Raw genomic sequence first — 22,170 nt, 5'->3', positions numbered from 1 at the left:
GAGGCATACCATGGACAGCGAAATTCTCCTGGCCCAGCCGCGCGGTTTTTGCGCCGGCGTCGACCGCGCGATCGAAATCGTCGAGCGCGCCCTGCAACAATTCGGCGCGCCGATCTATGTGCGCCACGAAATCGTGCACAACGCCTACGTGGTCGACGACTTGCGCAGCAAGGGGGCCATTTTCATCGAGGAACTCGATGATGTCCCGCCCGGCAACACCCTGGTGTTTTCCGCCCACGGCGTGTCCAAGGCAGTGCGTGCCGAAGCCGAAGCGCGCGGCCTGACCATTTTTGATGCGACCTGTCCCCTGGTCACCAAGGTGCACGTCGAGGTTGCCAAGATGCGGCGCCAGGGCTGCGAAATCGTCATGATCGGCCACGACGGCCATCCGGAAGTCGAAGGCACCATGGGCCAGACGGAAGAGGGCATGCACTTGGTCGAAACGGTGGCCGACGTGGCCAATCTGAACGTCAAGACCCCTGACCAGCTCGCCTACGTGTCGCAGACCACCTTGTCGGTGGACGACACGGCCGACATCATCGCCGCGCTCAAGGAAAGATTCCCGAACATCATCGAGCCGAAGAAGGGCGATATCTGCTACGCCACCACCAATCGCCAGGAAGCGGTGAAGTTCATGGCGCCCCAGGTGGACGTGGTGATCGTCGTCGGCAGCCCCAACAGTTCGAACTCGAACCGCCTGCGCGAAGTGGCGGAAAAGAAGGGCACGCCGGCGTATATGGTCGACAATGCATCCCAGATCGATCCGCAATGGCTGGTCGGCAAGCTGCGCATCGGCGTCACGGCCGGCGCCTCGGCCCCCGAAGTGCTGGTCCAGGCCGTCATCGACCGCCTCAAGGAACTGGGGGCGCGCAGCGTGCGCGCGCTCGATGGCGTGGAAGAGCATGTCACCTTCCCCCTGCCCAAGGGACTCGACAGTGTCAAGGCCGGGCTTGCATAACCCAGGACATGGCCATTTGTCAAAATTAAATTCGGAACACCTGTGATTTTCCGATATTAGTTTTTTCCAAACCTCGTTATGATGACGACGCTCGGAATGCTTGTCATCGGGACGTCATGTGCGTACCGAGGACGCGCGGTGGCAGCAGAGACATGAAAAACCGTCATCCCCGCATGGCCAGGGGAGGCGGGGTTTGTGAATTGGCGGCATCAGGCCAGGAGCGGCACTGCGGGGGTTTCTCCGGGTGCCGTTTTTGTTAGATCGAATTGAAATGAGGCGAACATTATGGATATTTTTATCCAACAAATTCTCAATGGCCTTGTGCTCGGCAGTATGTACGCCCTGATCGCACTGGGTTACACCATGGTCTACGGGGTGCTCAACCTGATTAACTTCGCCCATGGCGACGTGCTGATGATCGGCGCCATGGTCGGCCTGTCCATCCTGAAATTACTGGCTTGGGCCGTGCCTGGCTTGCCCGGCTATGCCAACCTGGCCATCGCCATCATCGGCGCCATTCCGGCCTGCATGCTAGTCAATGTCCTCATCGAGCGGGTCGCTTACCGCCGCTTGCGCAATGCGCCCCGCCTCGCTCCGCTGATTACCGCCATCGGGGTTTCCATCCTCCTGAACGCGTTTGCGATGAAGGTGTGGGGCCTTAGCCCGCTGCCGTTCCCACAACTGCTATCGAGCGAGCCGATTCATATCGCCGGCGCAGTGATTTCCCAGACCCAGGTGCTGCTGCTGGCCCTGGCCCTGCTGTGCATGGGGGCGCTGGTGATGCTGGTCGAGAAAACCAAGCTGGGCCGCGCGATGCGCGCCACTGCGGAAAATCCCCGGGTGGCCGGCCTGATGGGGGTCGATGCCAACAAGGTCATCGTCGCTACTTTCGCCATCGGCGCGGCGCTGGCCGCAGTCGCCGGCGTGATGTGGGGCGCCAACTATTCGTCGATCCAATTCGCCATGGGTTTTTTGCCTGGCTTGAAAGCCTTTTCGGCCGCAGTGCTGGGCGGCATCGGCAATATTTACGGCGCTATGCTTGGTGGCATTCTGCTCGGCTTGATCGAAGCGCTGGGCGCCGGCTATCTCAGCCAGCTCACTGGCGGTTTTCTCGGCAGCCATTACCAGGATATCTTTGCCTTCGTGGTCCTGATTATCGTGCTCACGATCCGGCCATCCGGCATCATGGGCGAACGCGTCGCCGACCGCGCCTGACCGGGTATAGAAAAGGAACATCATGGCTCTCCTCTCCTTCGATTTCGACGCCCATCCGCGCCAGGCCCGCATCAACGTGGCCGTGCTGTTGGTGGTGTTGCTGGCTTTTCCCTTTATCGCCCAGCACTACGGCAACTCGTGGGTACGCATGGTCGACCTCGCCCTGCTGTACATCATGCTGGCGCTGGGCCTGAACATTGTGGTCGGCTTCGCCGGCCTGCTCGACCTGGGCTACATCGCCTTTTTTGCCGTCGGCGCTTACGTCACCGGCCTGTTGGCCTCGCCGCAATTTGCCGTGCTGCTCGAATCGGTGGTCAACGAGTTCCCACGGCTGGGCGAATGGCTGGTCACCTTGATGGGACCGCAAATCCGCGAAAGCGGGATTCACCTGTCGCTGTGGGTGATCATGCCCATCGCGGCGGCCACGGCTGGCTTCTTTGGCGCCCTGCTGGGCATGCCGACACTCAAGCTGCGCGGCGACTACCTAGCCATCGTGACCCTGGGCTTCGGCGAGATCGTCCGCATTTTCATGGTTAACCTGAATGCGCCAATCAATTTCACGAATGGATCGCAGGGCATCAACATGATCGATCCGATCCGCATTTTCGGCGTGTCCCTGGCCGGCGAAGCCGGGGCGGGCGCGAACGTCGTCGTCGGCGGCTTCAGCATGCCGTCTGTGAACGTGTACTACTTCCTGTTTCTCGCTTTGTGTATCGGCATCGTGTTCGTCACCGGGCGCCTGCAGCATTCGCGCTTGGGCCGCGCCTGGGTGGCGATCCGCGAAGATGAAATCGCCGCCAAGGCCATGGGCATCAATACCCGCAACGTCAAGCTGCTCGCGTTTACCATGGGCGCCTCGTTCGGCGGGGTGGCCGGCACCTTGTACGCCTCGCTCGAGGGCTTTATTTCGCCGGAATCGTTTTCGCTGACCGAATCGATCGCCGTGCTGGCGATGGTGGTGCTCGGCGGCATTGGTCACATTCCTGGCGTGATACTGGGCGGCTTGCTGCTGACCACTTTCCCCCTTATTCTGCGCTACGTTGTCGAGCCGCTCCAGATGGCCGTGTTCGGCGTGGTGCTGCTCGAAGCGGAAGTGACCCGGCTGGGCTTGTACGGCTCGGCGCTGGTGGGGATCATGCTCAGCAAGCCGGCCGGCCTGTGGCCCGCCCCCAAGCACGAAGACCGGCCCGAGGCCGCCGACACCAACAAATCCGGCGAGTTGCCGGCCTGATGGCGGCGTAAGGAATTCCAGATGAGCGAACAAGTCATTCTCAATATTTCCGGCGTCAACAAGCGCTTTGGCGGTTTGCAAGCGCTGACCAACGTCGGCATCAAGATCATGCGCGGCCAGATTTACGGCCTGATCGGGCCGAACGGCGCCGGCAAGACTACCTTTTTCAATGTCATTACCGGGCTGTACCAGCCGGACACGGGCACCTTCGAGCTGGCCGGGAAACCGTACTCGCCATCGGCCCCGCATGCCGTGGCCAAGGCCGGGATCGCCCGTACCTTCCAGAACATCCGCCTGTTCGGCGAGATGACGGCGCTGGAAAACGTGATGGTCGGCTGCCACGTGCGCACCCATCAGGGAGTGTTCGGCGCCGTGTTCCGGCACAAGGCGGCGCGCCTGGAAGAGGCGGCGATCCGCGCACGGGCGCAGGAGTTGCTCGACTTCGTGGGAATCGGCGCGTACGGCAATCGGACCTCGAAATTTCTTTCGTACGGCGACCAGCGCCGCCTCGAAATCGCGCGCGCGCTGGCCACCGATCCGCAGTTGCTGGCGCTGGACGAACCGGCCGCCGGCATGAACGCGACCGAAAAGCTGGCCCTGCGCGAACTGCTCGTGAAGATCAAGAAGGAAGGCAAGACCGTGCTGCTGATCGAGCACGACGTCAAGCTGATGATGGGCTTGTGCGACCGCATCACCGTGCTCGAATACGGCAAACCCATCGCGGAAGGCTTACCGGCCGACATACAGAAAAATCCGGCAGTGATCGAAGCCTACCTCGGAGGTGCTCACGCATGAGCGACAACATTCTGAGAATTCAGGGCTTGAAGGTGGCGTACGGCGGCATCAAGGCCGTCAAGGGCATCGACCTGGAAGTGAACAAGGGTGAGCTGGTGACCCTGATCGGTGCCAACGGCGCCGGCAAGACGACCACCTTGAAAGCCATCACTGGCACCCTGCCGGACTGCAAGGTCGAAGGCGTGATCAGCTACATGGGCCAGTCGCTCAAGGGCAGCAAGTCGTTCGAACTGGTGCAGCAGAAGCTGGCGATGGTGCCGGAAGGGCGCGGCGTGTTTACGCGCATGTCGATCCACGAAAACCTGCTGATGGGCGCCTACACGCGCGACGACAAGGCCGGGATCGCAGCGGACGTGGAAAAGTGGTTCTCGGTGTTTCCGCGCCTGAAGGAGCGGGCGGCGCAGATGGCGGGCACCTTGTCGGGCGGCGAGCAGCAGATGCTGGCGATGGCGCGCGCCTTGATGAGCCATCCGAATCTACTGCTGCTCGATGAGCCGTCGATGGGCCTGGCGCCTATCATGGTGGAAAAGATTTTTGAAGTGATCCGCGATGTGCACAAGCAGGGCATTACGGTGCTGCTGGTGGAGCAGAACGCGAAATTGGCGCTGGAAGCGGCCAACCGCGGTTATGTGATGGATTCGGGCGCGATCATCATGGGCGGCAATGCGCAGGACATGCTGCATGATCCGCGCGTGAAGGCGGCGTATCTGGGCGAAGAGTAAGCGCCTGACACTGCGCAGCAGGGTCACTCCTCATTCGCAGCCCGCCCCGGAGCTCAAGTTAGCAGTGAGCGACCATTGCTAACGTTTGAAGTTCATCGATATGTTTTGGCACCTTGGGCTTGATGATCTCCTCATTGATCTGCAATACAATCGATTTCATCAGGTCGGTCTTGTTCAGCTTGGTGCTTTTCATCACAGCTGCAATTTCGTCAGCCATAGGCTGCGAAACTTTAATTGACAATCTTTTTCGCGACGGTTCCGCTACCACTTCAAATTCGGCTTTTTTCCTTAGCGCGCTGACCAGCTGCTCCGGCCCGGTCGAATTTTTGGCGGATTTTCTGACGTAATACATGAGCAGCCGCTTCCTGAAGTCGGAGTTCACGGAAGAATCGATTCGGTAACAGGCCAAATCCAGGGCATCGAGATAGATCGCCGGGAGCTGCGCTTCAATCGGCACCATCGCTTTGTCGCGGCTCGCCTTGATGGCCGGAGTCGATTGCGCAGGCGTCGACACGACGCGATCGCAGAGATCACAAACGCCAGCCAGGATATCTTTTGCGAGGCCTACGCCATCGCTGAAGGGGACATCCCTGCGTCTGTAGGTCGTAGATACGAGCTCCTGGCAGTTGTAGCAAATCGCCTTGCTTTTGTCGCCCACGTTTAACAGTTTCATAATTGTCTCACTGATGTACGCTGATGAAGACGGTATCCGGATCCACAAAATAGAACTTGATATACCATTTTTTGCATTTGATTATGTGTACCTCAACACCTTTTATAAGGTGATGCGGGCTGCACGAATGGTCGGTTCCCGAGCTGGACTTAATCAGACTAATTACTTCCTCCGGTGTGATGGCCCCCATATGCAACAGGTTCTTGACCTCGATAGCGTCTCGGGCTTCGTGAGAAAAGGCGCGCGAAGCCAAAGCGGCGATGACTTTCTTCTTTGCATCTTTATAGCCCATCCACGCCTCCACTATACGACAATCTTCGTATTGCTGCAAGATTTTTAAGCACATCTCTGCTGTACTGCTCAGCGTAAACGTAAAAAACCCGCAGAACTGTGATTCTGCGGGTTTTGGGTCGGATGCGTAGAGCATCCTTCCGCACTACAACACCAAATTAGCGCTTGGTCGTGCGTGCGGCAACGTTCTGTGCAGCCTGGGTGAACTGCGATACGGCTGCGTTCACATTGGTTTCCATGGCTTCCTTGGCTTGCTTGGCGGTCTTGGTCAACTGTTCGTAACCTGCGTTGGCGTTGCCGATCGAGGCCTTGATCACAGCGACGACATTTTCCGAACCGGCCGGTGCATTCTTGCTTACTTCGTCAACCAGCGAAATCACCTTGCGGTTGGTTTCGGCGATCTGGAACTCGGCAGCCTTGCTGAATTCAGCCTGGGTACCGGTCGCGATGGCGGCCAGCTGGCGGCTGTACGACATGGCTTTTTCAGCCGTTGGCTGGGCCTGGGCGGCGGTCAGCGAGAAAAATTCTTGTGGATCCTTGGCCGACAGCAGCTGCTTGGTGGCGATCGACGACTCTTCCAAGGTTGCCTTGGCAGCGGTGAGGTTCAGCTCGACCAGCTTTTCAATGCTTTCGAACGCTTTTGCGGTCAGCGACGAATACAGCGCGAATTGCGATTCAAAGTTAGCTTTGGTGGCGTTCGAAAACTGCTCAGGGATTGCAAACATATATATTCTCCAAATAATAATTAGTCGTATTGTTGATAAATGCTGCGTTGAACCGGTGAGGCAGAAAAACCTGTCAAGCCAAGGCTGAACAATTGGATTGTGCAGCGCAACAAAGCCCATTTTAATGATTTCCAGAGCAGTGTCAAGCGAATTTTGTGCAGTGCACAAATGTATGGTGTCCACGAGAAATCGTGTGGGCGGCAGCTGCAAATCCCCTCTCGGACATGACTGTCATCACCTTCGTGTCATAGACAAACAGGGCCTTGATAACATGGCAACGCCGGCCATGCTAGACTCGCTGTTCGCGCTGTCCAACCTGTTGATACGGCGTCTTGACGTTTTGACGTCGAGCGCGATCCTTGATATATGTCAAACGAAACCTTAAAAAATGGTGCGCCGCGCCACAGTGCGGTCTGGCTCTCGTCCATGCCCGCGTTTTTCGTCTTGTTGTGGAGTACGGGATTCATTGTCGCGAAGTTCGGCTTGCCCTACGCGCCGCCGCTGACCTTCCTGCTGCTGCGCTGCACCGCCGTACTGGCGGTCCTCCTGCCCATCGTCCTGATCTGGAAAGCGCCGTGGCCCACTGGCACCATCGGCCACATCGCCGTGGCCGGGTTGCTGCTGCAGGCCGGCTACCTGGGTGGCGTGTGGTGCGCCATCAAGCTGGGCATGCCGGCCGGGGTCACCGCCCTCATTGTGGGCATGCAACCCATCCTCACCGCCGCATGCGCTCCCCTGATCGGAGAAACGGTGCGGCCGCGCCAGTGGCTGGGCCTGCTATTCGGACTGACTGGCGTCGCCCTGGTGGTATATGCCAAGATCACCCTGGTCGGCCTGTCGGGGCTGGCGATTGGTTTCAGCGTCTTGGCGCTGTTGTCGATCACCGCGGGGACGATGTACCAGAAGCACTTCTGCCCGCGCTTCGATTTGCGTACCGGCACCGTGATCCAGTTCGCGTCCACGGTGGCGGTGCTGCTCCCGGTCGCCATACTGTTCGAAGGACTCGATGCTAGCCTCAGCAGCATCGAATGGACGCCGCGTTTCATCGGGGCGTGGATGTGGTCGGTGTTCGCGCTGTCGATCGGGGCCATTTTCCTGCTGTTTCAGTTAATCCGCCGCAGCGATGCGACCCAGGTCACCAGCCTGCTGTACCTGACGCCGCCGACCACGGCCATCATGGCTTGGCTGATGTTCGGCGAAGCCTTCAGCTGGCTTGGTGTGGCCGGCATGCTGGTGGCGGTCATCGGTGTGGTGTGTGTTGTCAAAAAATAGGAGAAGCAATGTTGGTAAGTAAAGAACAAGCCATCGTAGATGCCGCGATCGGCTCGCGCCGTTCCATCCGTGCCTTCCTGCCGACCCCGGTTGCGCGCGAAGATATCGAGCAAATCCTGGAAGTGAGCGCTCGCGCACCGTCCGGCACCAATATCCAGCCCTGGAAGGTGACCGTGCTGACCGGGCAGGCCAAGGACCGGCTGGCCCAAGCGATCCTGGCCATCCACAACGATCCGGCGCTGGCCGCGCAGCAGGTGGAAGAATATCCCTACTATCCGCGCCAATGGATCTCGCCCTACATCGAGCGGCGCCGCAAGGTGGGCCTGGACCTGTATTCGCTGCTCGGCCTGGAACGCGACAACAAGGCTGGCATGCACGCCCAGTTCGCCCGCAACTACCGTTTCTTCGATGCGCCCGTGGGGCTGATTTTCACCATCGACCGGGTGCTGGAGCAGGGCTCTTGGCTCGATTACGGCATGTTCCTCGAAAACATCATGGTCGCCGCGCGCGGCCGCGGCCTCGACACCTGTCCGCAAGCGGCGTTCACCCCGTATCACCGTGTCATTGCCGAACAGCTTCAGCTGCCGCCCACAGAGATGCTGGTCTGCGGCATGGCACTCGGTTACGCCGATCCGGACAAGGTCGAGAACACCCTGGTAACGGCGCGCGAACCGGTGGCAAGCTTTGTTCGCTTTATGGAATAAACGCGTACACTGTATCCATGCAAGAAGCGGCCTGGCTACGCAATGTTGTAGCTCAGCACAAGACTTCCTCCGAATGTTAAATTCGCTTGCGATTGCTGAGCACTTTGCTAGACTTCAGCGATTCAAGGTCAGCTCGCTTCAAAGGATTTCCAGATGTATAAGTTAGTGTTGAGCGTCATCGCTTCCCTGCTGTTGGTGTTGACCCCGCCGGTGGAAGCCAAGGTCAAGGCCACGGGCAAGGCCCGGGCCGAGCGCACCGCCAGCGCGGGCAAGGCCAGGAAGCACATCGTGATCAAGTCGCGCGCGCACCGCCGCGAGATCGCCTTGCGTCCGGCGGCCGAAAGCCGCAATACCATGGTGCGGCGCACGGTCATGGTCCGTGGCAAACGCAAGCTGGTGTACCAGCGCGTGATCGTCGCCGCCGCGCTGCCCGAACGGGCGCGCCAGAGCGCAGGTGATTTGGCCGGCCTGAACCAGACACGCGACCCGCTCGACCTCAAGTCCAACGTCGCTTTCGTACTCGACCAGAACAATGCCGAGGTGTTGTTCGAGAAGAACGCCAATATCGCCTTGCCGATCGCCTCGATCACCAAGCTGATGACGGGCCTGATCGTGGTCGAGGCCAGGCAAGACCTGGACGAGGTCCTGACCGTCACCGATGACGACGTCGACCACGAAAAATTCACCAGTTCGCGCCTGCGGGTCGGCTCGCAGATGACGCGCGCCAACCTGCTGCATATTGCGCTGATGAGTTCGGAGAACCGGGCCGCCGCGGCGCTGGCGCGCAATTATCCGGGCGGGGTGGCCGGGTTCGTGGCGGCGATGAATGCCAAGGCGCACCAGCTGGGCATGCGCGATACGCGCTATGTCGATTCGAGCGGCTTGTCCAGCCGCAATGTCGCCAGCGCACGCGATCTGGCCAAGCTGGCCATGTTCGCTTATAACGAGCCGCTGCTGCGCCAATATTCGACCGATCCGAAATCGACGGTCGACGCCGGCGGCAGGCTGATGCATTACAACAATACCAACTATCTGGTGGCGATGCCGGACTGGGATATCGGCTTGCAAAAAACCGGTTTTATCAATGAAGCGGGACGCTGCCTGGTCATGCAGACCGTGATTCAGGGCCGCGCCGTGATCATGGTGTTCCTCGATTCCAAGGGCAAGCAATCGCGTACCGCCGATGCCGGGCGCATGCGGCGCTGGCTGGAAGCCTTGCGCCCGCCCGGCTTGAGCTGATGTAGCACGGCGCCATGCGAGGGTAGCGCCTCGTTTGGCGCTACCCCGGCATCGTTACACTGCCGGTCCCGTATATCCCAAGGTCGCCGAAATCTGGCTGGCCGTCGTCACGAGATCTTCCAGCCAGTCTTCCTGCAAGCGGTCGGCCGGCGCCGAGATCGACAAGCCCGCGATCAGCTTGCCCGAATCGTCATGGATGCCCGCCGCCATGCAGCGCACGCCCAGTTCCAGTTCTTCGTTATCGCGCGCATAGCCGCGCGACCTGACCAGGCTCAATTCGCGTTCCAGCTTGCTCAAATCGGTAATCGAATTCTTGTTATGCCCCGCCAGCCCGGTGCGGGTGGCATAGGCCCTGATCGCCTTGGGCTCGTCTACCGACAAAAACAGCTTCCCGGTCGAGGTCAGATGCAGGGGACCGCGTCCGCCGATCGCGCGCACCACCTGCATCCCGGAGCGCTCCGAAAACGCGCGGTCGATGTACACGATCTCGTCGCCCTGGCGCACCGACAGATTGATGGTCTGCTGGGTCTTCTTGTGCAGCGAGCGCATGAAGTCGAGCGCCGCTTCGCGCACCGACAGCCGGCTCTTGACCACATTGCCCAGTTCCAGCAGGCGCATGCCCAGGCGGTACGTCCCCGGTTCGACCCGGTCCACGAAGCGCGTGATGACCATGTCATTGAGAATCCGGTGCGCCGTGGAGGGATGCAGTCCGGATACCTTGGACAATTCCTTCAGGCTGACCGGATCGGTATAGTTGGCCAGCGCGTCGAGCAGGGCCACCATGCGCTCGATGACCTGAATCGAGGTTTTCGGCGCGTCAACGGTGTCGATTTTCATGATGTGGTTGGTGCAGTGCAGTATATGTCCTCACTTTATACCACAATGTGAAAAGGATTGGCAATTTCCCTGTGACCTCGCGCAAAGATGGCGCGCCGGCTGCGGAGCGGGGCATAATGTGCTTTACCTGTTATTTTGAAGAGTATCCATGACCCAGCCTGTCAGTGATTTTAAAAGCAAAAGCGGCTTCAAGCGCATTCTGGCAGCGACGAGCTACTCGATGGACGGGTTCAAATCCGCCTGGACCCACGAACACGCCTTCCGCCAGGAATTGATTGTCGTCGTCATCGGCGCCATCATCGCGCTGGTGCTGCCGGTGTCGGCCTTCCAGAAACTGTTCCTGATTGCCGTGCTGGTGCTGGTGCTGATCGTCGAACTGATTAATTCGGCCATCGAAGCGGTGGTTGACCGCGTCTCGCTGGAACGCCATCCGCTGTCAAAAAACGCCAAGGATTTCGGTAGCGCCGCCGTCATGCTGGCGGTCCTGATCGCCATCGCCTCCTGGGCCGTGGTGCTGTTCAACCGCTTTTACTAGCCTCCTCAACCGGCCCGCCTTATGCGCGGGCGGTATATCGAAGCGCGAAACGATTCCTTCGCTTTCGCGCAGCCGCGCCGTATTCTGGTGTTCCAGGAGGTGGCGCCATGACGGAACTCTTTCCCCATTTTCAAGTAATCGTGGTCAGCGGGCTGCATGACAGCGGGCCGGACCATTGGCAGTCGCGCTGGCAGCGCCTGCACCCGGAATTCGTGCGCGTGCGCCAGGATGACTTCGGCCAGCCCGACCTCGCCGCCTGGGCCGCGCGGCTGGACCGGCAGCGCCGCGCCGATCCGCGTCCGGCGCTGCTGGTGGCGCACAGCTTCGGCTGCCTGACCGCCGTGCACAGCATCGCCCGCAACAGCGAAGGCGTAGCCGGCGTGCTGCTGGTCGGGCCCGCCGATCCGGACAAGTTCGGCGTGGCCGAGCGCTTGCCGGCGCTGCCGCTCGACTGCCCCAGTATATTAATCAGTAGCGCCAACGATCCGTGGATGAGCGCGCCGCACGCGGCCCTGTGGGCGCGCCGCTGGGGCAGCGAACTGATCGAGCAGGGCAGGCTGGGCCACATCAATGCGGAATCGGGCCTGGGCGACTGGCCCGCCGGACAACAATATTTGCAGCGGCTGGCCGAATTGGCGCACAATAGGTCGCTGGCCTTTTCGCCATGATTGACATCCGCCTACTACTTTTGATGAATGATTGGAGATCACAATGAGTTTACGTTTGGGCGATACCGCTCCGGATTTCGAGCAGGATTCTTCGCTGGGAACGATCAAGTTTCACGAATGGGCAGGCGACTCCTGGGTGGTGCTGTTTTCGCACCCGGCCGACTTCACGCCTGTCTGCACTACCGAGCTGGGCCTCACCGCCAAGCTCAAACCGGAATTCGACAAGCGCAACGTGAAAGCCATCGCCTTGTCAGTCGATCCGGCCGAGCTGCACAAAACCTGGATCAAGGATATCGAAGAGACGCAAAAAACCGTGGTGGGCTTCCCGATTATCGCCGATGCCGACAAAAAAGTGGCTGCGCTGTACGACATGATCCACCCGGAACAGTCGGCCACGGCCACGGTGCGTTCGCTGTTCGTGATCGATCCCAAGAAAAAGATCCGCCTGTCGATCACCTATCCGATGAGCACGGGGCGCAACTTCGACGAAGTGCTGCGGGTCATTGACGCCCTGCAACTGAGCGACGCCTACACCGTGGCCACTCCCGGCAACTGGCGCGATGGCGACGATGTGATCATCCCGCTGAGCGTGCAAGACCCGGAACTGATCAAGCAAAAATATCCGAAAGGCTACACGGCCCAGCGTGCTTACCTGAGGGTCACGCCCCAGCCGAACAAATAAGCCGGCCGTCGCGCGGCCTTTGTGCGGCGAAACGCATAAGCAAATAAGCTTTCGGTTGTTTGAATAACGGATGAGTCCCTATACCCTTGCAGGTATTCTAGGGACTCATTCATGCAACTTACGTATATCGTTTCAGGTTTCGCGGTCGGCCTGCTGGTCGGCATGACCGGCGTCGGCGGCGGCTCCCTCATGACTCCGCTGTTGACCTTGCTGTTCGGCGTTCCGCCCTCGGTTGCCGTCGGCACCGACCTCGCGTTCGCCTCCATCACCAAGTCGGCCGGGACCTTCACTCACCGCCTGCGCGGCACCGTGCGCTGGGATATCGTGCGCTACCTCTGCTGCGGCGCCTTGCCGGCCGCCGTGGCCGCCACCCTGGCGCTCAAGCAATTCGGCGCCCTCGACAAGGAAATCGGCCAGATCATCCGTTACTCCATCGCCGGCTCGGTCATGCTGACCGTGATCGCGCTGCTGTTCAAGGCCAAGATGCTGGCCTGGATCAACGCCAAGCCCGAGCGCCAGTTGCAGGGCAGGCCGCTGGCGGCGGCCACCATCGTGTCCGGCGCGCTGCTGGGTGTGCTGGTGACGGTCTCGTCGATCGGCGCCGGCGCCATTGGCGCCACCTTGCTGGTCATGCTGTATCCGCGCATGAGCGCGGCCGAAGTGGCCGGCACCGACATCGCTTACGCCGTGCCGCTGACCGCGATCGCCGCCTTCGGCCATTGGTGGCTCGGTTCGATCAACTGGGCCTTGCTGGCCATGCTGCTGATCGGTTCGCTGCCGGGCATTACCCTCGGTTCCTGGATCGCCAAGTCGGTGCCGGAAGGTTTCCTGCGTGCCTTGCTGGCCACCACGCTCACCCTGGTGGCGGTCAAGCTGGTCTATTAAGGCCCATCCGGACCGCTCAGGCGCGGCCACGCCTGCGCCACGCGCGCGCGCAGGGCAGGGTCGGCCGCGACGATCGGAGCCAGCCAGCGCAGCACCGCCGCCGCTTCGTGGCGCAGTTCGGTCCACAGCGCAAACTCGCAATTGAGCGCCGCGTTGACATACACCCGCACCAGCAGTTCGCGTTCGACCGGCAGCGCCTCCGTCATGGCGCCCAGGCGCACGTAGGCCGCCACCAGCGCCCGCATGTCGCCGCCGCGCGGCAGCATCGGCGCCGGATCGCACTCCTGCGCCCAGACGTGGAAGATGGCACTCAGCGCCGCCGGCACCCGGACCATGAGCGCTGCTTGCGCTTCCGCTTCCGGCGTGCGGCCACTGCCCGGCGTGCCCGGATTGGCCTGCAAATGGTCATGGTGGTTCATGCTTCCTCCTGGTCTGTGTCAGTCAGACCACGCCCATCCAAACCGGGTTCAACCGTTTAAGCGGATATTTGCGCCCGCTCAAACGGTCTGCGGCCAAAGGCGGACGAGGCTGTCGGCGCAATCCTAATAGCCAATCCGTCTATGCAAATGAGAAATGCTTCGTTTGCGTTATGTGATTCAAGTGCGATTATTGCCGCCTATTAGACGAATTTGTAATAAAGGGTCCCATGTCCGCCGTTCATCCCACTCCGAGAAAAGCGCCGCGCCGGGTCTTGCCCGGCTTCGGCCTGACCCTCGGGTTTACCGTGTTTTATCTCTGCCTGATCGTGCTGATCCCGCTGTCGTCGGTCTTCATCAAGACCTTCAGCATGACCTGGGCGGCGTTCTGGGACGTGGTGGCGTCGGAACAGGCGCTCGCCTCGTATCGCCTCAGCTTCGGCGCCTCCTTCATTGCGGCCGTGATCAACACGGTCTTCGGCGGCATCGTCGCATGGGTGCTGGTGCGCTACGAGTTCCCGGGCAAGCGCTTCATGGACGCGCTGGTCGACCTGCCGTTCGCGCTGCCCACGGCGGTGGCCGGCATCACGCTCACCGCGCTGTATTCGAGCAACGGCTGGATCGGCAAATACTTCACCGAACTTGGCATCAAGGTGTCCTACACCCCGCTCGGGGTGGTCGTGGCGCTCACCTTCATCGGCTTGCCCTTCGTGGTGCGCACGGTGCAGCCGGTGCTGGAAGACCTGGAAAAAGAACTCGAGGAAGCCGCCGCCAGCCTGGGCGCCAGCGCCTGGCAAACCTTCACGCGCGTGGTGTTCCCGGCCGTGATGCCGGCCCTGCTGACCGGCTTTGCGCTCTCGTTCGCGCGCGCCACCGGCGAATTCGGTTCCGTCATTTTCATCGCCGGCAACCAGCCGATGATCTCCGAAATCACGCCGCTGCTTATCTACATCAAGCTCGAAGCGTATAACTACGCCGGCGCCACCGCCATCGCCGTGGTGATGCTGGTGTTCTCGTTCGCGCTGCTGTTGGCCATCAATCTGCTACAGGCGTGGACCCGCGCCAGGACGGGGAAAAAATGAGTACCGTATTGAACCAGGCGGGCAAGCCCGCCGGCAAAGGCGCCTCACGCAAGCGCCGCTCGCCGTGGGAACTGTTCCTGCCCTCGCATCCGCTCGAACCGGTCTGGGTCAGCGCGCTGCTCAAGCTCGTCGCCTTTGCGTTCCTGACCCTGTTCCTGTTCATTCCGCTGGCCGCCGTGTTTGCGGAAGCCTTCAAGAAGGGCGTCGAGACCTACGTGAAAGCCATCACCGACCCGGACGCGGTGGCGGCCATCAAACTGACCCTGATCGCCGCTTTCATTTCGGTGCCGTTCAACCTGGTGTTCGGCGTGTGCGCGGCCTGGTGCATCGCCAAATTCGAATTCAGGGGCAAGGCCATTCTGCTTACCTTGATCGACCTGCCGTTTTCCGTCTCGCCGGTGATCGCGGGCCTGATCTATGTGCTCATGTTCGGCGCCCAGGGCTGGTTCGGCGGCTGGCTCGCCGCGCACGACATCAAGATCCTGTTCGCGGTGCCGGGCATCGTGCTGGCGACGGTATTCATCACTTTTCCGTTCGTGGCGCGCGAACTGATTCCGCTGATGCAGTCGCAGGGTAACGAGGAAGAAGAAGCCGCGCTGGTGCTGGGCGCCTCTGGCTGGAACACCTTCTGGAGGGTGACCCTGCCGAACATCAAATGGGGCCTGCTGTATGGCGTGATCCTGTGTAACGCCCGCGCGATGGGCGAATTCGGCGCGGTGTCGGTGGTGTCGGGCCATATCCGCGGCGAGACCACCACCATGCCACTGCATGTGGAAATCCTCTACAACGAATACAACTTCGCGGCCGCCTTTGCCGTCGCCTCGCTGCTGGCATTGCTGGCGCTGGTGACCCTGGCGATCAAAACCTTTGTCGAATGGCGTTTGCGCGAAACGCATGCGCTGCACGCCGACACACGCAACATGGAGCACGGATCATGACGATCGAAGTCAGGAATATCAACAAGCGGTTCGGCGATTTTGTCGCCCTCGACAACGTGTCGCTGCAGTTCCCTTCGGGCGAACTGACCGCACTGCTCGGCCCTTCCGGCTGCGGCAAGACCACCTTGCTGCGCATTATCGCGGGCCTGGAACATCCCGATAGCGGGCACGTGCTGCTCGACGGAGAAGATGCGTCGGACCGCCATGTGCGCGAGCGCCAGGTCGGTTTCGTGTTCCAGCACTACGCGCTGTTCAAGCACATGACCGTGTTCGAGAACGTGGCCTTCGGACTGCGCGTCAAGCCGCGCCGTGACCGTCCGAGCGAACAGGAGATCCGCCACAAGGTGCAGCAGCTGCTCGAACTGGTGCAGCTTGACTGGCTGGCCGACCGCCATCCGCCGCAGCTGTCGGGCGGGCAGCGTCAGCGCATTGCGCTGGCGCGCGCGCTGGCGGTGGAGCCGCGCGTGCTGCTGCTCGACGAGCCGTTCGGCGCGCTCGACGCCAAGGTGCGCAAGGAACTGCGGCGCTGGCTGCGCCGCCTGCACGACGACCTGCACGTGACCAGCATCTTCGTCACCCACGACCAGGAAGAAGCGCTCGAAGTGTCGGACCAGGTGGTGTTGATGAACAAGGGCCGGGTCGAGCAGCTCGGCTCCCCCGAACAGGTGTACAACAATCCGGCGTCGCCCTTCGTGTACGGCTTCCTCGGCAATGTGAACCTGTTCCACGGAAGGGTGAACGATGGCGTCATGGCCAGCGGCGACGCCAGTTTTTCGGTGCCGGGCCATGCGGCGGCCACCAACGGGCAGGGAATCGCCTACGTGCGCCCGCACGATCTTGACATCGACCGCTACACGCCGGGCGCCGAGGGCATCGTCGTCAAGCTGCGCCGCGCGCACGCGATCGGTCCGCTGGCGCAGCTCGACCTGGAGCGCGCCGACAATGCCGAATTGATCGAAGCGGTCATTCCCAACGAGCGATACCGCCTGTTGCAATTGAAGGAAGGCGAAACCCTGGTGGTGCGTCCGCGCCGGATGCAGGTGTTCGTCGATCAGGGAGCTGCGATATGAATTTTCAACAACTGCGGTCCATCCGCGAAGCGGCCCGGCGCGGCTACAACCTGACCGAAGTCGCCAATGCGCTGTTTACGTCGCAGCCTGGTGTGAGCCGCCAGATCCGCGAACTCGAAGACGAACTTGGCGTGGTGATTTTCGAGCGCAACGGCAAGCGCCTGACCGGGCTGACCGATCCGGGCAAGGGCATCCTGAAAATCATCGACCGCCTGCTGGTGGAGGCCGAGAACCTGCAACAGGCCAGCATGGAGTATGCGGGCCAGAACAGCGGCACCCTGACCATCGCCGCCACGCACACGCAGGCGCGCTATGCGCTGCCGAAGGTGGTGCAGTCGTTTCGCAAGGACTTCCCGGAGGTGCGCATCGCGCTGCAGCAGAGCGCTCCCGATCATATCGCCGAGTGGGTTTTGTCGGGCAAGGCCGATATCGGGATAGCCACCGAGGGCTTGTCGCAGTTCCCCGACCTGGTGTCGTTCCCGTGCTACCGCTGGAGCCATCTGATCGTGGTGCCGGACGGGCATCCGCTGCTCAATTGCTCGCCGATCCGGCTGGAAGACCTGGCCCAGTATCCGCTGATTACCTACGACGTGGGCTTTACGGGGCGCGGGCATATCGATGCGGCGTTCGCCAAGGCGGGGGTGCGCACCGACATCGTGCTCACGGCGATGGATTCGGACGTCATCAAGCAGTATGTGAGCCTGGGGATGGGCGTGGGGATCGTGGCCTCGATGGCGTTCGATCATGGGCGCGACAAGGGCTTGCGCGCGGTCGAAGCATCGCATCTGTTCGCGCCCAACGTGACGCGGCTGGCGGTGCGGCGCGGCGCGTATCTGCGCGCGTACGCGTATCACTTCATCGAACAGTTCGCGCCGGATGTCTCGCGTGCCGATATCGAGCGTGCGCTGGACGCCGACGCGCCGCGCGAAAATTAGCTCGTTCCCCCGCCAGCTCGTCGTTCCCGCGCAGGCGGGAACCCAAGTTCGTCGCACGGTTAACGGCGTCGGCAAGGACTTGGGCTCCCGCCTGCGCGGGAGCGACGCAGGGTGGGGGAGGACGTACGGGCGCGGGACGGGACTGGCATGCGATGGCGCTTGCAAATGCGAATGATTCTCGTTTATACTCGATTTCAGCAAGCCATCCACCCACGCATAGCCCGCCGCCGCTGCTAGCCACTGCATACCGTCAAGGAAGCATCGTGTCGAGCAAACATCCACAGAATCCAAGCGAACCTTGCCAGCATGTGACGATTGCCGACAGCAGCATTGGCCACGTCAGCATCTGCCCCGAATGCAGCGTGCTGCACCTGTCGCTGAACCACGTCTCGGTGCGCTTTACCCCGGAAGCGTTCCGCGCGCTGTCCGGCATGGTCGGCGACGCCCAGGCGCGGCTCGACCACGTTGCCCAGTCCAACGCCGCTGCCGCCGCTGCCGCCGCTGCCGCCGTCATCGACGCAGCGCGCCACGGCCCCAAGCTGCATTAAGGAGAAGAGCATGTGCGACCACGATGCCAAGAAGCCGCTCGCGCGGTTCTTTCCTCCCGACGGCGAACCGGCTTCGCGCACCTCGTCGTCGCGCCGTCAGCGCCTGTGGGAGCTGCCGTCCAATACCCACTGCCCGGTGATCGGCGTGTGCCTGCCGCTCGGCGTGCTGCGCAAGCTGGTGAACAAGGGCGTGCGCGGCCAGGCGCTGGCCGACGACTACGAAATCCACGTCGGCGCGGTCGCCGAATGCGCCAACCGCAACCGCATCTCGAACCTGCTGCAGGATGCGCTCGACCAGCGTTATGCGCTGGTGCTGCTGCGCTTTAAGGATGCGCGCAGCGGCGAGGCAGTCATGCTGCTGTGGCGCCAGGCGATCGCGCAGGGCGACGTGGCGGGCGCCTTCTGGGCCGCGCTGACGCACCCGCGCAGCGACTTCCTGGTGCAGGACACGGTGCTGCGCGAGATGCACATGATCCAGCACCAGGCCGGGGCCAACACGCGCATCGACCACGCGCACTACATCGAGCTGCAGGAAGAGAATGCGGCGCTGGCGGCCGAACTGGCGCAGTCGCAGCAGCGCCACGTGCGCGTCCTGGCCGACAAGGCGCGCGAGCTGGAACAGGTGCAGGCGCAGTTGATGCATGCGCGCGCCGAGCTGGTGGCGCGCGACAGCAAGTTTGCATTCCTGCTGGCGGACATGGCGGAATTGAGCGCGTCGGTGCCCGACCTGGAAGCGCGCACGCGGCTCAAGCAAAAGCTCGACGAAGCGGCGCAGCGCCTGGCCGCGCGCGATGCGCAGCTGGCGCAGTTGCGCCAGCAATTGGCGGCGTCCACGCGCCAGCTCGACGCCTTGCAGGCGGCGCGGCCGCCGGAGGCGGTGGTGTGCGCGGAAGATGCGGCCGAAGCGATCGCCGCGGCGCAACTGGCCGACAAGACCTTGTTGTGCGTCGGCGGCAGGAGCGCCAGCGTGGCCAGCTACCGCTGCATGACCGAGGAGGCGGGGGCGAAGTTCGCGCACCATGATGGAGGGCAGGAGCACGGGGCCGATTTGCTCGATGCGAACCTGGCGGCGGCCGATCTGGTGATTTGCCAGACCGGGTGCATCAGCCACAACGCCTACTGGAGGGTGAAGGAGCATTGCAAGCGCACGGGCAAGCAATGCGTGTTTGTGGAGAATCCGAGCAGTACGAGCTTTTCGCGAGGGCTGCGGCAGATCGTGATATTGGCTACCTAGCGTCGTTTCTGGCACTGCCAGAAACGACTTCCCGCGCTACAGCGTCGTTCCGGCGCTACAGCGTCGTTCCCGCGCAGCCTCCAGTTTCAAGGAAACTCCTCAAATCTCTTGGAACTGTGCAAAGTCAGAGGCCAGTTCCAAATGGCGCTAACTTATGCTCCGTCTTTCCCGCGCAGGCGGGAATCCATAGCACCTTCGCTCAGTTGAGGTGCTATGGGTTCCCGCCTGCGCGGGAACGACGGTTTTGAGGCCTGTGGTCGCAAAGCTGCTTAACTTAGCAGCAAAGGCCAGTTCCTGGAGAGGCGGGAACCCAAGTTTGTACCGCACCAGCTACATTACGAACTTGGGGGAACGACACGGGTGGTTTACGCGCCTGGATTGGTAATGCGCGCGTGAATCGCGTCGATCTCGGCCACCACGTCCGGCGTCAGGGTCACCGACATGGCATCGATATTTTCCTTCAACTGCGCCAGGCTGGTCGCGCCGATGATGGTCGAGGCCACAAACCAGCGCGAATAGCACCACGCCAGCGCCATCTGGGTCGGCGTCATGCCGTTCGCCCGCGCCAGCTCCGCGTACTCCTTCACCGCCGCCAGCACCGGCGCGCGCAGATAACGCGGGCTCCACGACGCCGGAAAAATCGTCAAGCGTCCGCTCGCCCTGGGATCGTCCAGGTACTTGGCGCTCAACTGACCGAACGCCAGCGGACTATAGGCCAGCAAACCCACGTCCTCGCGAAAGCAGGTTTCGTCCATCAGGCTGGTCTCGAAACTGCGCGCGGTCAGGTTGTACAGGTTCTGGACGCTGGCGATGCGCGGCAACCCGCGCATGTCGGACTGCTTGACAAATTCGCTCACGCCCCACGCGCTCTCGTTCGACAGGCCGATATGTCCAATCTTGCCGGCCTCGATCAACTGCGCCAGCGCACCCAGCGTCTCTTCGACCGGAATGGCGGCGCGCTCCTTGGCCGGGTCGAACGCGGTCGCGCCGAAAATCGGCACGTTCCGGCTCGGCCAGTGCAGCTGGTACAAATCGATATGATCGGTTTGCATGCGCCGCAGGCTGTCTTCCACCGCCGTGCGCAGACTGGCGGCATCGAGGTTCTGCTTTCCTTCGCGTACCCAGTGCAGGTTCGGATTCGGCCCGGCCGCCTTGGTGGCCAGGACGATCTCGCCGCGCCTGCCGCTCTTTTTCAGCCAGCTGCCGATAAAGCGCTCGGTGTCGCCCTGCGTCTGCGGACGCGGCATGACCGGATACATTTCGGCGGTGTCGACAAAGTTGATTCCGCGTTCGAGCGCGTAATCGAGCTGGCTGTGTGCATCGGCCTCGCTGTTTTGCTCGCCGAACGTCATGGTGCCGAGGCAGATCCTGGATACTTCGAGCGGCGTGCGTCCGAGCCGGTTCTTGATCATGGTGCGTTCCTTATGGTCGAAGGGCCTGCGCGCATTCGCGGATCAGGCCCGGTCCTTGATATATCAGGCCGGTGTAGAGCTGCACCAGCGAGGCGCCGAGACTCATCTTTTCCTTGGCATCGGCGCCGCGCATGATGCCGCCCACGCCGATAATCGGCAGCGCGTCGCCCAGTTCCTGGCGCAGCGCGCGGATGACGATGTTCGACAGGTCGAACACCGGCTCGCCCGACACGCCGCCGGTTTCCTGGCCGTGCCGCATGCGGTCGACCAGGCGGTGACTGAGCGTGGTGTTGGTGGCGATCACGCCGTCGATCTTGTGGCGCAGCAGGGCGGCGGCGATATCCTTGATCTGGTCGCCGTCGACGTCCGGCGCGATCTTGAGCGCCAGCGGCACGTAGCGCTTGTGCTGGTCGGCCAGGCGCAGTTGCGCTTCTTTCAGGCGCGTGAGCAGCGCGTCCAGTTCCGACGCGCCCTGCAGTTGGCGCAGATTGGCGGTATTGGGCGAGGAGATATTGACCGTCACGTAGCTGGCGTAGGGGTACACCTTTTCAAGGCAGTGCAGATAATCGTCAACCGCGTTTTCGATCGGCGTGCTGGCGTTCTTGCCGATGTTCAGGCCAAGCACGCCGCGCTTATCCTGGTAAAACTTCGACGCCTGCACGTTCGCCACGAAGGCGTCGACGCCGCCATTGTTAAAGCCCATGCGGTTGATCACGGCGCGCTTGGCCGGGATGCGGAAAATGCGCGGCTTGGGATTGCCCGCCTGCGGCTTGGGTGTGACGGTGCCCACTTCGATGAAGCCGAAACCGAGCGCGGACAGGCCGTCGATGTAGGCGCCATCCTTGTCCAGTCCCGCGGCCAGGCCGACCGGATTGGGGAAGGTGATGCCCATGACGGTGCGCGGATCGGGCGCCGGTTTGCTCAACAGGCCGGTCAGGCCCAGCGCGGCCGCGCCGCGCAGCGCGGGCAGGGTGACATTGTGCGCCGTCTCGGGATTGAGGGTAAACAGGAGGGGACGGCCTAAGGCATACAGCAGTTTCTGGGACATGGAGTGCTCGGGTTGGTGCGGGTCCCGGCATTTTACCGTGTGCCGGCACTGCCCG

At 61.9% G+C, this 22,170-nt stretch carries 25 protein-coding genes; 18 read left to right on the top strand and 7 right to left on the bottom strand.

All coding sequences use genetic code 11. The features are described 5' to 3' along the window. Positions 1-10 precede the first annotated feature (10 nt). The 5 genes from ispH (at position 11) to IV454_RS01310 (ending at position 4,921) form a co-directional block, all read left to right on the top strand. On the top strand, positions 11-958 hold the full coding sequence (gene ispH / locus IV454_RS01330; RefSeq protein WP_206089849.1) for a 4-hydroxy-3-methylbut-2-enyl diphosphate reductase: 948 nt from the start codon (positions 11-13) through the stop codon (positions 956-958). Between the two features lie 285 nt (positions 959-1,243). Continuing rightward, the gene (locus tag IV454_RS01325) at positions 1,244-2,173 is read left to right on the top strand and encodes a branched-chain amino acid ABC transporter permease (protein ID WP_206089848.1); all 930 of its coding nucleotides are present in this window, start codon (positions 1,244-1,246) and stop codon (positions 2,171-2,173) included. 22 nt (positions 2,174-2,195) lie between these two features. After that, positions 2,196-3,404, top strand: coding sequence for a branched-chain amino acid ABC transporter permease (locus IV454_RS01320; RefSeq protein ID WP_206089847.1), 1,209 nt, complete (start codon positions 2,196-2,198; stop codon positions 3,402-3,404). 21 nt (positions 3,405-3,425) lie between these two features. Next, positions 3,426-4,199, top strand: a complete 774-nt coding sequence (locus IV454_RS01315) for an ABC transporter ATP-binding protein (RefSeq protein WP_054264239.1) — start codon at positions 3,426-3,428, stop codon at positions 4,197-4,199. Further along, positions 4,196-4,921: an ABC transporter ATP-binding protein gene (locus IV454_RS01310; RefSeq protein WP_054264238.1), complete on the top strand. Its 726-nt coding sequence runs from the start codon at positions 4,196-4,198 to the stop codon at positions 4,919-4,921. Before IV454_RS01315 ends, IV454_RS01310 begins: the two co-directional genes overlap by 4 nt. Before the next feature lie 58 nt (positions 4,922-4,979). Here the strand turns inward: IV454_RS01310 and IV454_RS01305 are convergent, their stop codons facing one another. The 3 genes from IV454_RS01305 to phaP all read right to left on the bottom strand — a co-directional run bounded on the left by IV454_RS01305 (position 4,980) and on the right by phaP (position 6,610). After that, complete coding sequence (locus tag IV454_RS01305) at positions 4,980-5,594, bottom strand: hypothetical protein (RefSeq protein ID WP_206089846.1); 615 nt, start codon at positions 5,592-5,594, stop codon at positions 4,980-4,982. Between the two features lie 7 nt (positions 5,595-5,601). After that, complete coding sequence (locus IV454_RS01300) at positions 5,602-5,886, bottom strand: hypothetical protein (protein ID WP_206089845.1); 285 nt, start codon at positions 5,884-5,886, stop codon at positions 5,602-5,604. A 157-nt stretch (positions 5,887-6,043) separates the two neighbouring features. Further along, positions 6,044-6,610 (bottom strand): TIGR01841 family phasin, encoded by a 567-nt coding sequence (phaP, locus tag IV454_RS01295; protein WP_054264237.1) that lies wholly within the window; start codon positions 6,608-6,610, stop codon positions 6,044-6,046. Between the two features lie 426 nt (positions 6,611-7,036). On the opposite strand from phaP, the gene IV454_RS01290 reads away from it, so the two are divergent. The 3 genes from IV454_RS01290 (at position 7,037) to pbpG (ending at position 9,825) form a co-directional block, all read left to right on the top strand. Continuing rightward, the gene (locus IV454_RS01290; RefSeq protein WP_229521988.1) at positions 7,037-7,882 is read left to right on the top strand and encodes a DMT family transporter; all 846 of its coding nucleotides are present in this window, start codon (positions 7,037-7,039) and stop codon (positions 7,880-7,882) included. An 8-nt stretch (positions 7,883-7,890) separates the two neighbouring features. Next, positions 7,891-8,586 carry a nitroreductase gene (locus IV454_RS01285; RefSeq protein ID WP_206089843.1) on the top strand — a complete coding sequence of 232 codons (696 nt, stop codon included), beginning with the start codon at positions 7,891-7,893 and terminating at the stop codon, positions 8,584-8,586. Positions 8,587-8,739: 153 nt separating this feature from the next. Continuing rightward, on the top strand, positions 8,740-9,825 hold the full coding sequence (gene pbpG / locus IV454_RS01280; protein WP_206089842.1) for a D-alanyl-D-alanine endopeptidase: 1,086 nt from the start codon (positions 8,740-8,742) through the stop codon (positions 9,823-9,825). A 54-nt stretch (positions 9,826-9,879) separates the two neighbouring features. Here pbpG and IV454_RS01275 read toward each other — a convergent pair whose 3' ends face one another. After that, a complete protein-coding gene (locus IV454_RS01275; protein ID WP_054264233.1) occupies positions 9,880-10,662 on the bottom strand; it encodes an IclR family transcriptional regulator in 783 nt (260 codons plus the stop codon). 148 nt (positions 10,663-10,810) lie between these two features. Between IV454_RS01275 and IV454_RS01270 the strand changes: the two genes are divergently transcribed. The 4 genes from IV454_RS01270 (at position 10,811) to IV454_RS01255 (ending at position 13,432) form a co-directional block, all read left to right on the top strand. Further along, the gene (locus tag IV454_RS01270) at positions 10,811-11,197 is read left to right on the top strand and encodes a diacylglycerol kinase (protein WP_206089841.1); all 387 of its coding nucleotides are present in this window, start codon (positions 10,811-10,813) and stop codon (positions 11,195-11,197) included. Between the two features lie 107 nt (positions 11,198-11,304). After that, a complete protein-coding gene (locus IV454_RS01265; protein WP_206089840.1) occupies positions 11,305-11,865 on the top strand; it encodes an RBBP9/YdeN family alpha/beta hydrolase in 561 nt (186 codons plus the stop codon). A gap of 43 nt (positions 11,866-11,908) precedes the next feature. Beyond that, a complete protein-coding gene (locus IV454_RS01260; RefSeq protein ID WP_054264230.1) occupies positions 11,909-12,547 on the top strand; it encodes a peroxiredoxin in 639 nt (212 codons plus the stop codon). 111 nt (positions 12,548-12,658) lie between these two features. Next, positions 12,659-13,432, top strand: coding sequence for a sulfite exporter TauE/SafE family protein (locus tag IV454_RS01255; protein WP_206089839.1), 774 nt, complete (start codon positions 12,659-12,661; stop codon positions 13,430-13,432). On the opposite strand, the gene IV454_RS01250 is transcribed toward IV454_RS01255, so the two are convergent. Further along, positions 13,429-13,851 (bottom strand): hypothetical protein, encoded by a 423-nt coding sequence (locus tag IV454_RS01250; RefSeq protein ID WP_206089838.1) that lies wholly within the window; start codon positions 13,849-13,851, stop codon positions 13,429-13,431. The two genes, IV454_RS01255 and IV454_RS01250, sit on opposite strands and share 4 nt — an antisense overlap. 227 nt (positions 13,852-14,078) lie before the next feature. Between IV454_RS01250 and cysT the strand changes: the two genes are divergently transcribed. The 6 genes from cysT to IV454_RS01220 all read left to right on the top strand — a co-directional run bounded on the left by cysT (position 14,079) and on the right by IV454_RS01220 (position 19,655). Further along, positions 14,079-14,930: a sulfate ABC transporter permease subunit CysT gene (cysT, locus tag IV454_RS01245; protein ID WP_206089837.1), complete on the top strand. Its 852-nt coding sequence runs from the start codon at positions 14,079-14,081 to the stop codon at positions 14,928-14,930. Further along, positions 14,927-15,868: a sulfate ABC transporter permease subunit CysW gene (cysW, locus tag IV454_RS01240; RefSeq protein ID WP_206089836.1), complete on the top strand. Its 942-nt coding sequence runs from the start codon at positions 14,927-14,929 to the stop codon at positions 15,866-15,868. Before cysT ends, cysW begins: the two co-directional genes overlap by 4 nt. Then, positions 15,865-16,938 carry a sulfate/molybdate ABC transporter ATP-binding protein gene (locus tag IV454_RS01235; RefSeq protein ID WP_206089835.1) on the top strand — a complete coding sequence of 358 codons (1,074 nt, stop codon included), beginning with the start codon at positions 15,865-15,867 and terminating at the stop codon, positions 16,936-16,938. Before cysW ends, IV454_RS01235 begins: the two co-directional genes overlap by 4 nt. Beyond that, complete coding sequence (locus IV454_RS01230; protein WP_206089834.1) at positions 16,935-17,873, top strand: CysB family HTH-type transcriptional regulator; 939 nt, start codon at positions 16,935-16,937, stop codon at positions 17,871-17,873. The genes IV454_RS01235 and IV454_RS01230 overlap by 4 nt, the downstream gene beginning before the upstream one ends. 263 nt (positions 17,874-18,136) lie before the next feature. After that, positions 18,137-18,421 carry a hypothetical protein gene (locus IV454_RS01225; RefSeq protein WP_206089833.1) on the top strand — a complete coding sequence of 95 codons (285 nt, stop codon included), beginning with the start codon at positions 18,137-18,139 and terminating at the stop codon, positions 18,419-18,421. Between the two features lie 10 nt (positions 18,422-18,431). Then, positions 18,432-19,655 carry a DUF2325 domain-containing protein gene (locus tag IV454_RS01220; RefSeq protein ID WP_206089832.1) on the top strand — a complete coding sequence of 408 codons (1,224 nt, stop codon included), beginning with the start codon at positions 18,432-18,434 and terminating at the stop codon, positions 19,653-19,655. Between the two features lie 365 nt (positions 19,656-20,020). Here the strand turns inward: IV454_RS01220 and IV454_RS01215 are convergent, their stop codons facing one another. Together IV454_RS01215 and IV454_RS01210 are read right to left on the bottom strand one after the other, a co-directional pair. Then, the gene (locus tag IV454_RS01215) at positions 20,021-21,067 is read right to left on the bottom strand and encodes an aldo/keto reductase (protein ID WP_206089831.1); all 1,047 of its coding nucleotides are present in this window, start codon (positions 21,065-21,067) and stop codon (positions 20,021-20,023) included. A gap of 10 nt (positions 21,068-21,077) precedes the next feature. After that, positions 21,078-22,115, bottom strand: coding sequence for a quinone-dependent dihydroorotate dehydrogenase (locus tag IV454_RS01210; protein ID WP_206089830.1), 1,038 nt, complete (start codon positions 22,113-22,115; stop codon positions 21,078-21,080). Positions 22,116-22,170 lie beyond the last annotated feature (55 nt).

This window comes from Massilia antarctica, assembly GCF_015689335.1.
Lineage (GTDB): Bacteria > Pseudomonadota > Gammaproteobacteria > Burkholderiales > Burkholderiaceae_D > Telluria_A > Telluria_A antarctica.
Note: the sequence above shows the minus strand (reverse complement) of the source record. Positions and strands in the feature narration are given on the sequence as shown.

Excerpts from the sequence above, each read along its gene's own strand:
- cysW (WP_206089836.1), top strand. The coding sequence starts at position 14,927 with ATGAGTACCGTATTGAACCAGGCGGGCAAGCCCGCCGGCAAAGGCGCC.
- IV454_RS01310 (WP_054264238.1), top strand. The coding sequence starts at position 4,196 with ATGAGCGACAACATTCTGAGAATTCAGGGCTTGAAGGTGGCGTACGGC.
- IV454_RS01270 (WP_206089841.1), top strand. The coding sequence starts at position 10,811 with ATGACCCAGCCTGTCAGTGATTTTAAAAGCAAAAGCGGCTTCAAGCGC.
- IV454_RS01230 (WP_206089834.1), top strand. The coding sequence starts at position 16,935 with ATGAATTTTCAACAACTGCGGTCCATCCGCGAAGCGGCCCGGCGCGGC.
- IV454_RS01235 (WP_206089835.1), top strand. The coding sequence starts at position 15,865 with ATGACGATCGAAGTCAGGAATATCAACAAGCGGTTCGGCGATTTTGTC.
- IV454_RS01275 (WP_054264233.1), bottom strand. The coding sequence starts at position 10,662 with ATGAAAATCGACACCGTTGACGCGCCGAAAACCTCGATTCAGGTCATC.
- pbpG (WP_206089842.1), top strand. The coding sequence starts at position 8,740 with ATGTATAAGTTAGTGTTGAGCGTCATCGCTTCCCTGCTGTTGGTGTTG.
- cysT (WP_206089837.1), top strand. The coding sequence starts at position 14,079 with ATGTCCGCCGTTCATCCCACTCCGAGAAAAGCGCCGCGCCGGGTCTTG.
- IV454_RS01265 (WP_206089840.1), top strand. The coding sequence starts at position 11,305 with ATGACGGAACTCTTTCCCCATTTTCAAGTAATCGTGGTCAGCGGGCTG.
- IV454_RS01210 (WP_206089830.1), bottom strand. The coding sequence starts at position 22,115 with ATGTCCCAGAAACTGCTGTATGCCTTAGGCCGTCCCCTCCTGTTTACC.
- IV454_RS01290 (WP_229521988.1), top strand. The coding sequence starts at position 7,037 with ATGCCCGCGTTTTTCGTCTTGTTGTGGAGTACGGGATTCATTGTCGCG.
- IV454_RS01305 (WP_206089846.1), bottom strand. The coding sequence starts at position 5,594 with ATGAAACTGTTAAACGTGGGCGACAAAAGCAAGGCGATTTGCTACAAC.
- IV454_RS01320 (WP_206089847.1), top strand. The coding sequence starts at position 2,196 with ATGGCTCTCCTCTCCTTCGATTTCGACGCCCATCCGCGCCAGGCCCGC.
- IV454_RS01215 (WP_206089831.1), bottom strand. The coding sequence starts at position 21,067 with ATGATCAAGAACCGGCTCGGACGCACGCCGCTCGAAGTATCCAGGATC.
- IV454_RS01315 (WP_054264239.1), top strand. The coding sequence starts at position 3,426 with ATGAGCGAACAAGTCATTCTCAATATTTCCGGCGTCAACAAGCGCTTT.
- IV454_RS01325 (WP_206089848.1), top strand. The coding sequence starts at position 1,244 with ATGGATATTTTTATCCAACAAATTCTCAATGGCCTTGTGCTCGGCAGT.
- phaP (WP_054264237.1), bottom strand. The coding sequence starts at position 6,610 with ATGTTTGCAATCCCTGAGCAGTTTTCGAACGCCACCAAAGCTAACTTT.
- IV454_RS01300 (WP_206089845.1), bottom strand. The coding sequence starts at position 5,886 with ATGGGCTATAAAGATGCAAAGAAGAAAGTCATCGCCGCTTTGGCTTCG.
- ispH (WP_206089849.1), top strand. The coding sequence starts at position 11 with ATGGACAGCGAAATTCTCCTGGCCCAGCCGCGCGGTTTTTGCGCCGGC.
- IV454_RS01285 (WP_206089843.1), top strand. The coding sequence starts at position 7,891 with ATGTTGGTAAGTAAAGAACAAGCCATCGTAGATGCCGCGATCGGCTCG.
- IV454_RS01260 (WP_054264230.1), top strand. The coding sequence starts at position 11,909 with ATGAGTTTACGTTTGGGCGATACCGCTCCGGATTTCGAGCAGGATTCT.
- IV454_RS01250 (WP_206089838.1), bottom strand. The coding sequence starts at position 13,851 with ATGAACCACCATGACCATTTGCAGGCCAATCCGGGCACGCCGGGCAGT.
- IV454_RS01255 (WP_206089839.1), top strand. The coding sequence starts at position 12,659 with ATGCAACTTACGTATATCGTTTCAGGTTTCGCGGTCGGCCTGCTGGTC.
- IV454_RS01220 (WP_206089832.1), top strand. The coding sequence starts at position 18,432 with ATGTGCGACCACGATGCCAAGAAGCCGCTCGCGCGGTTCTTTCCTCCC.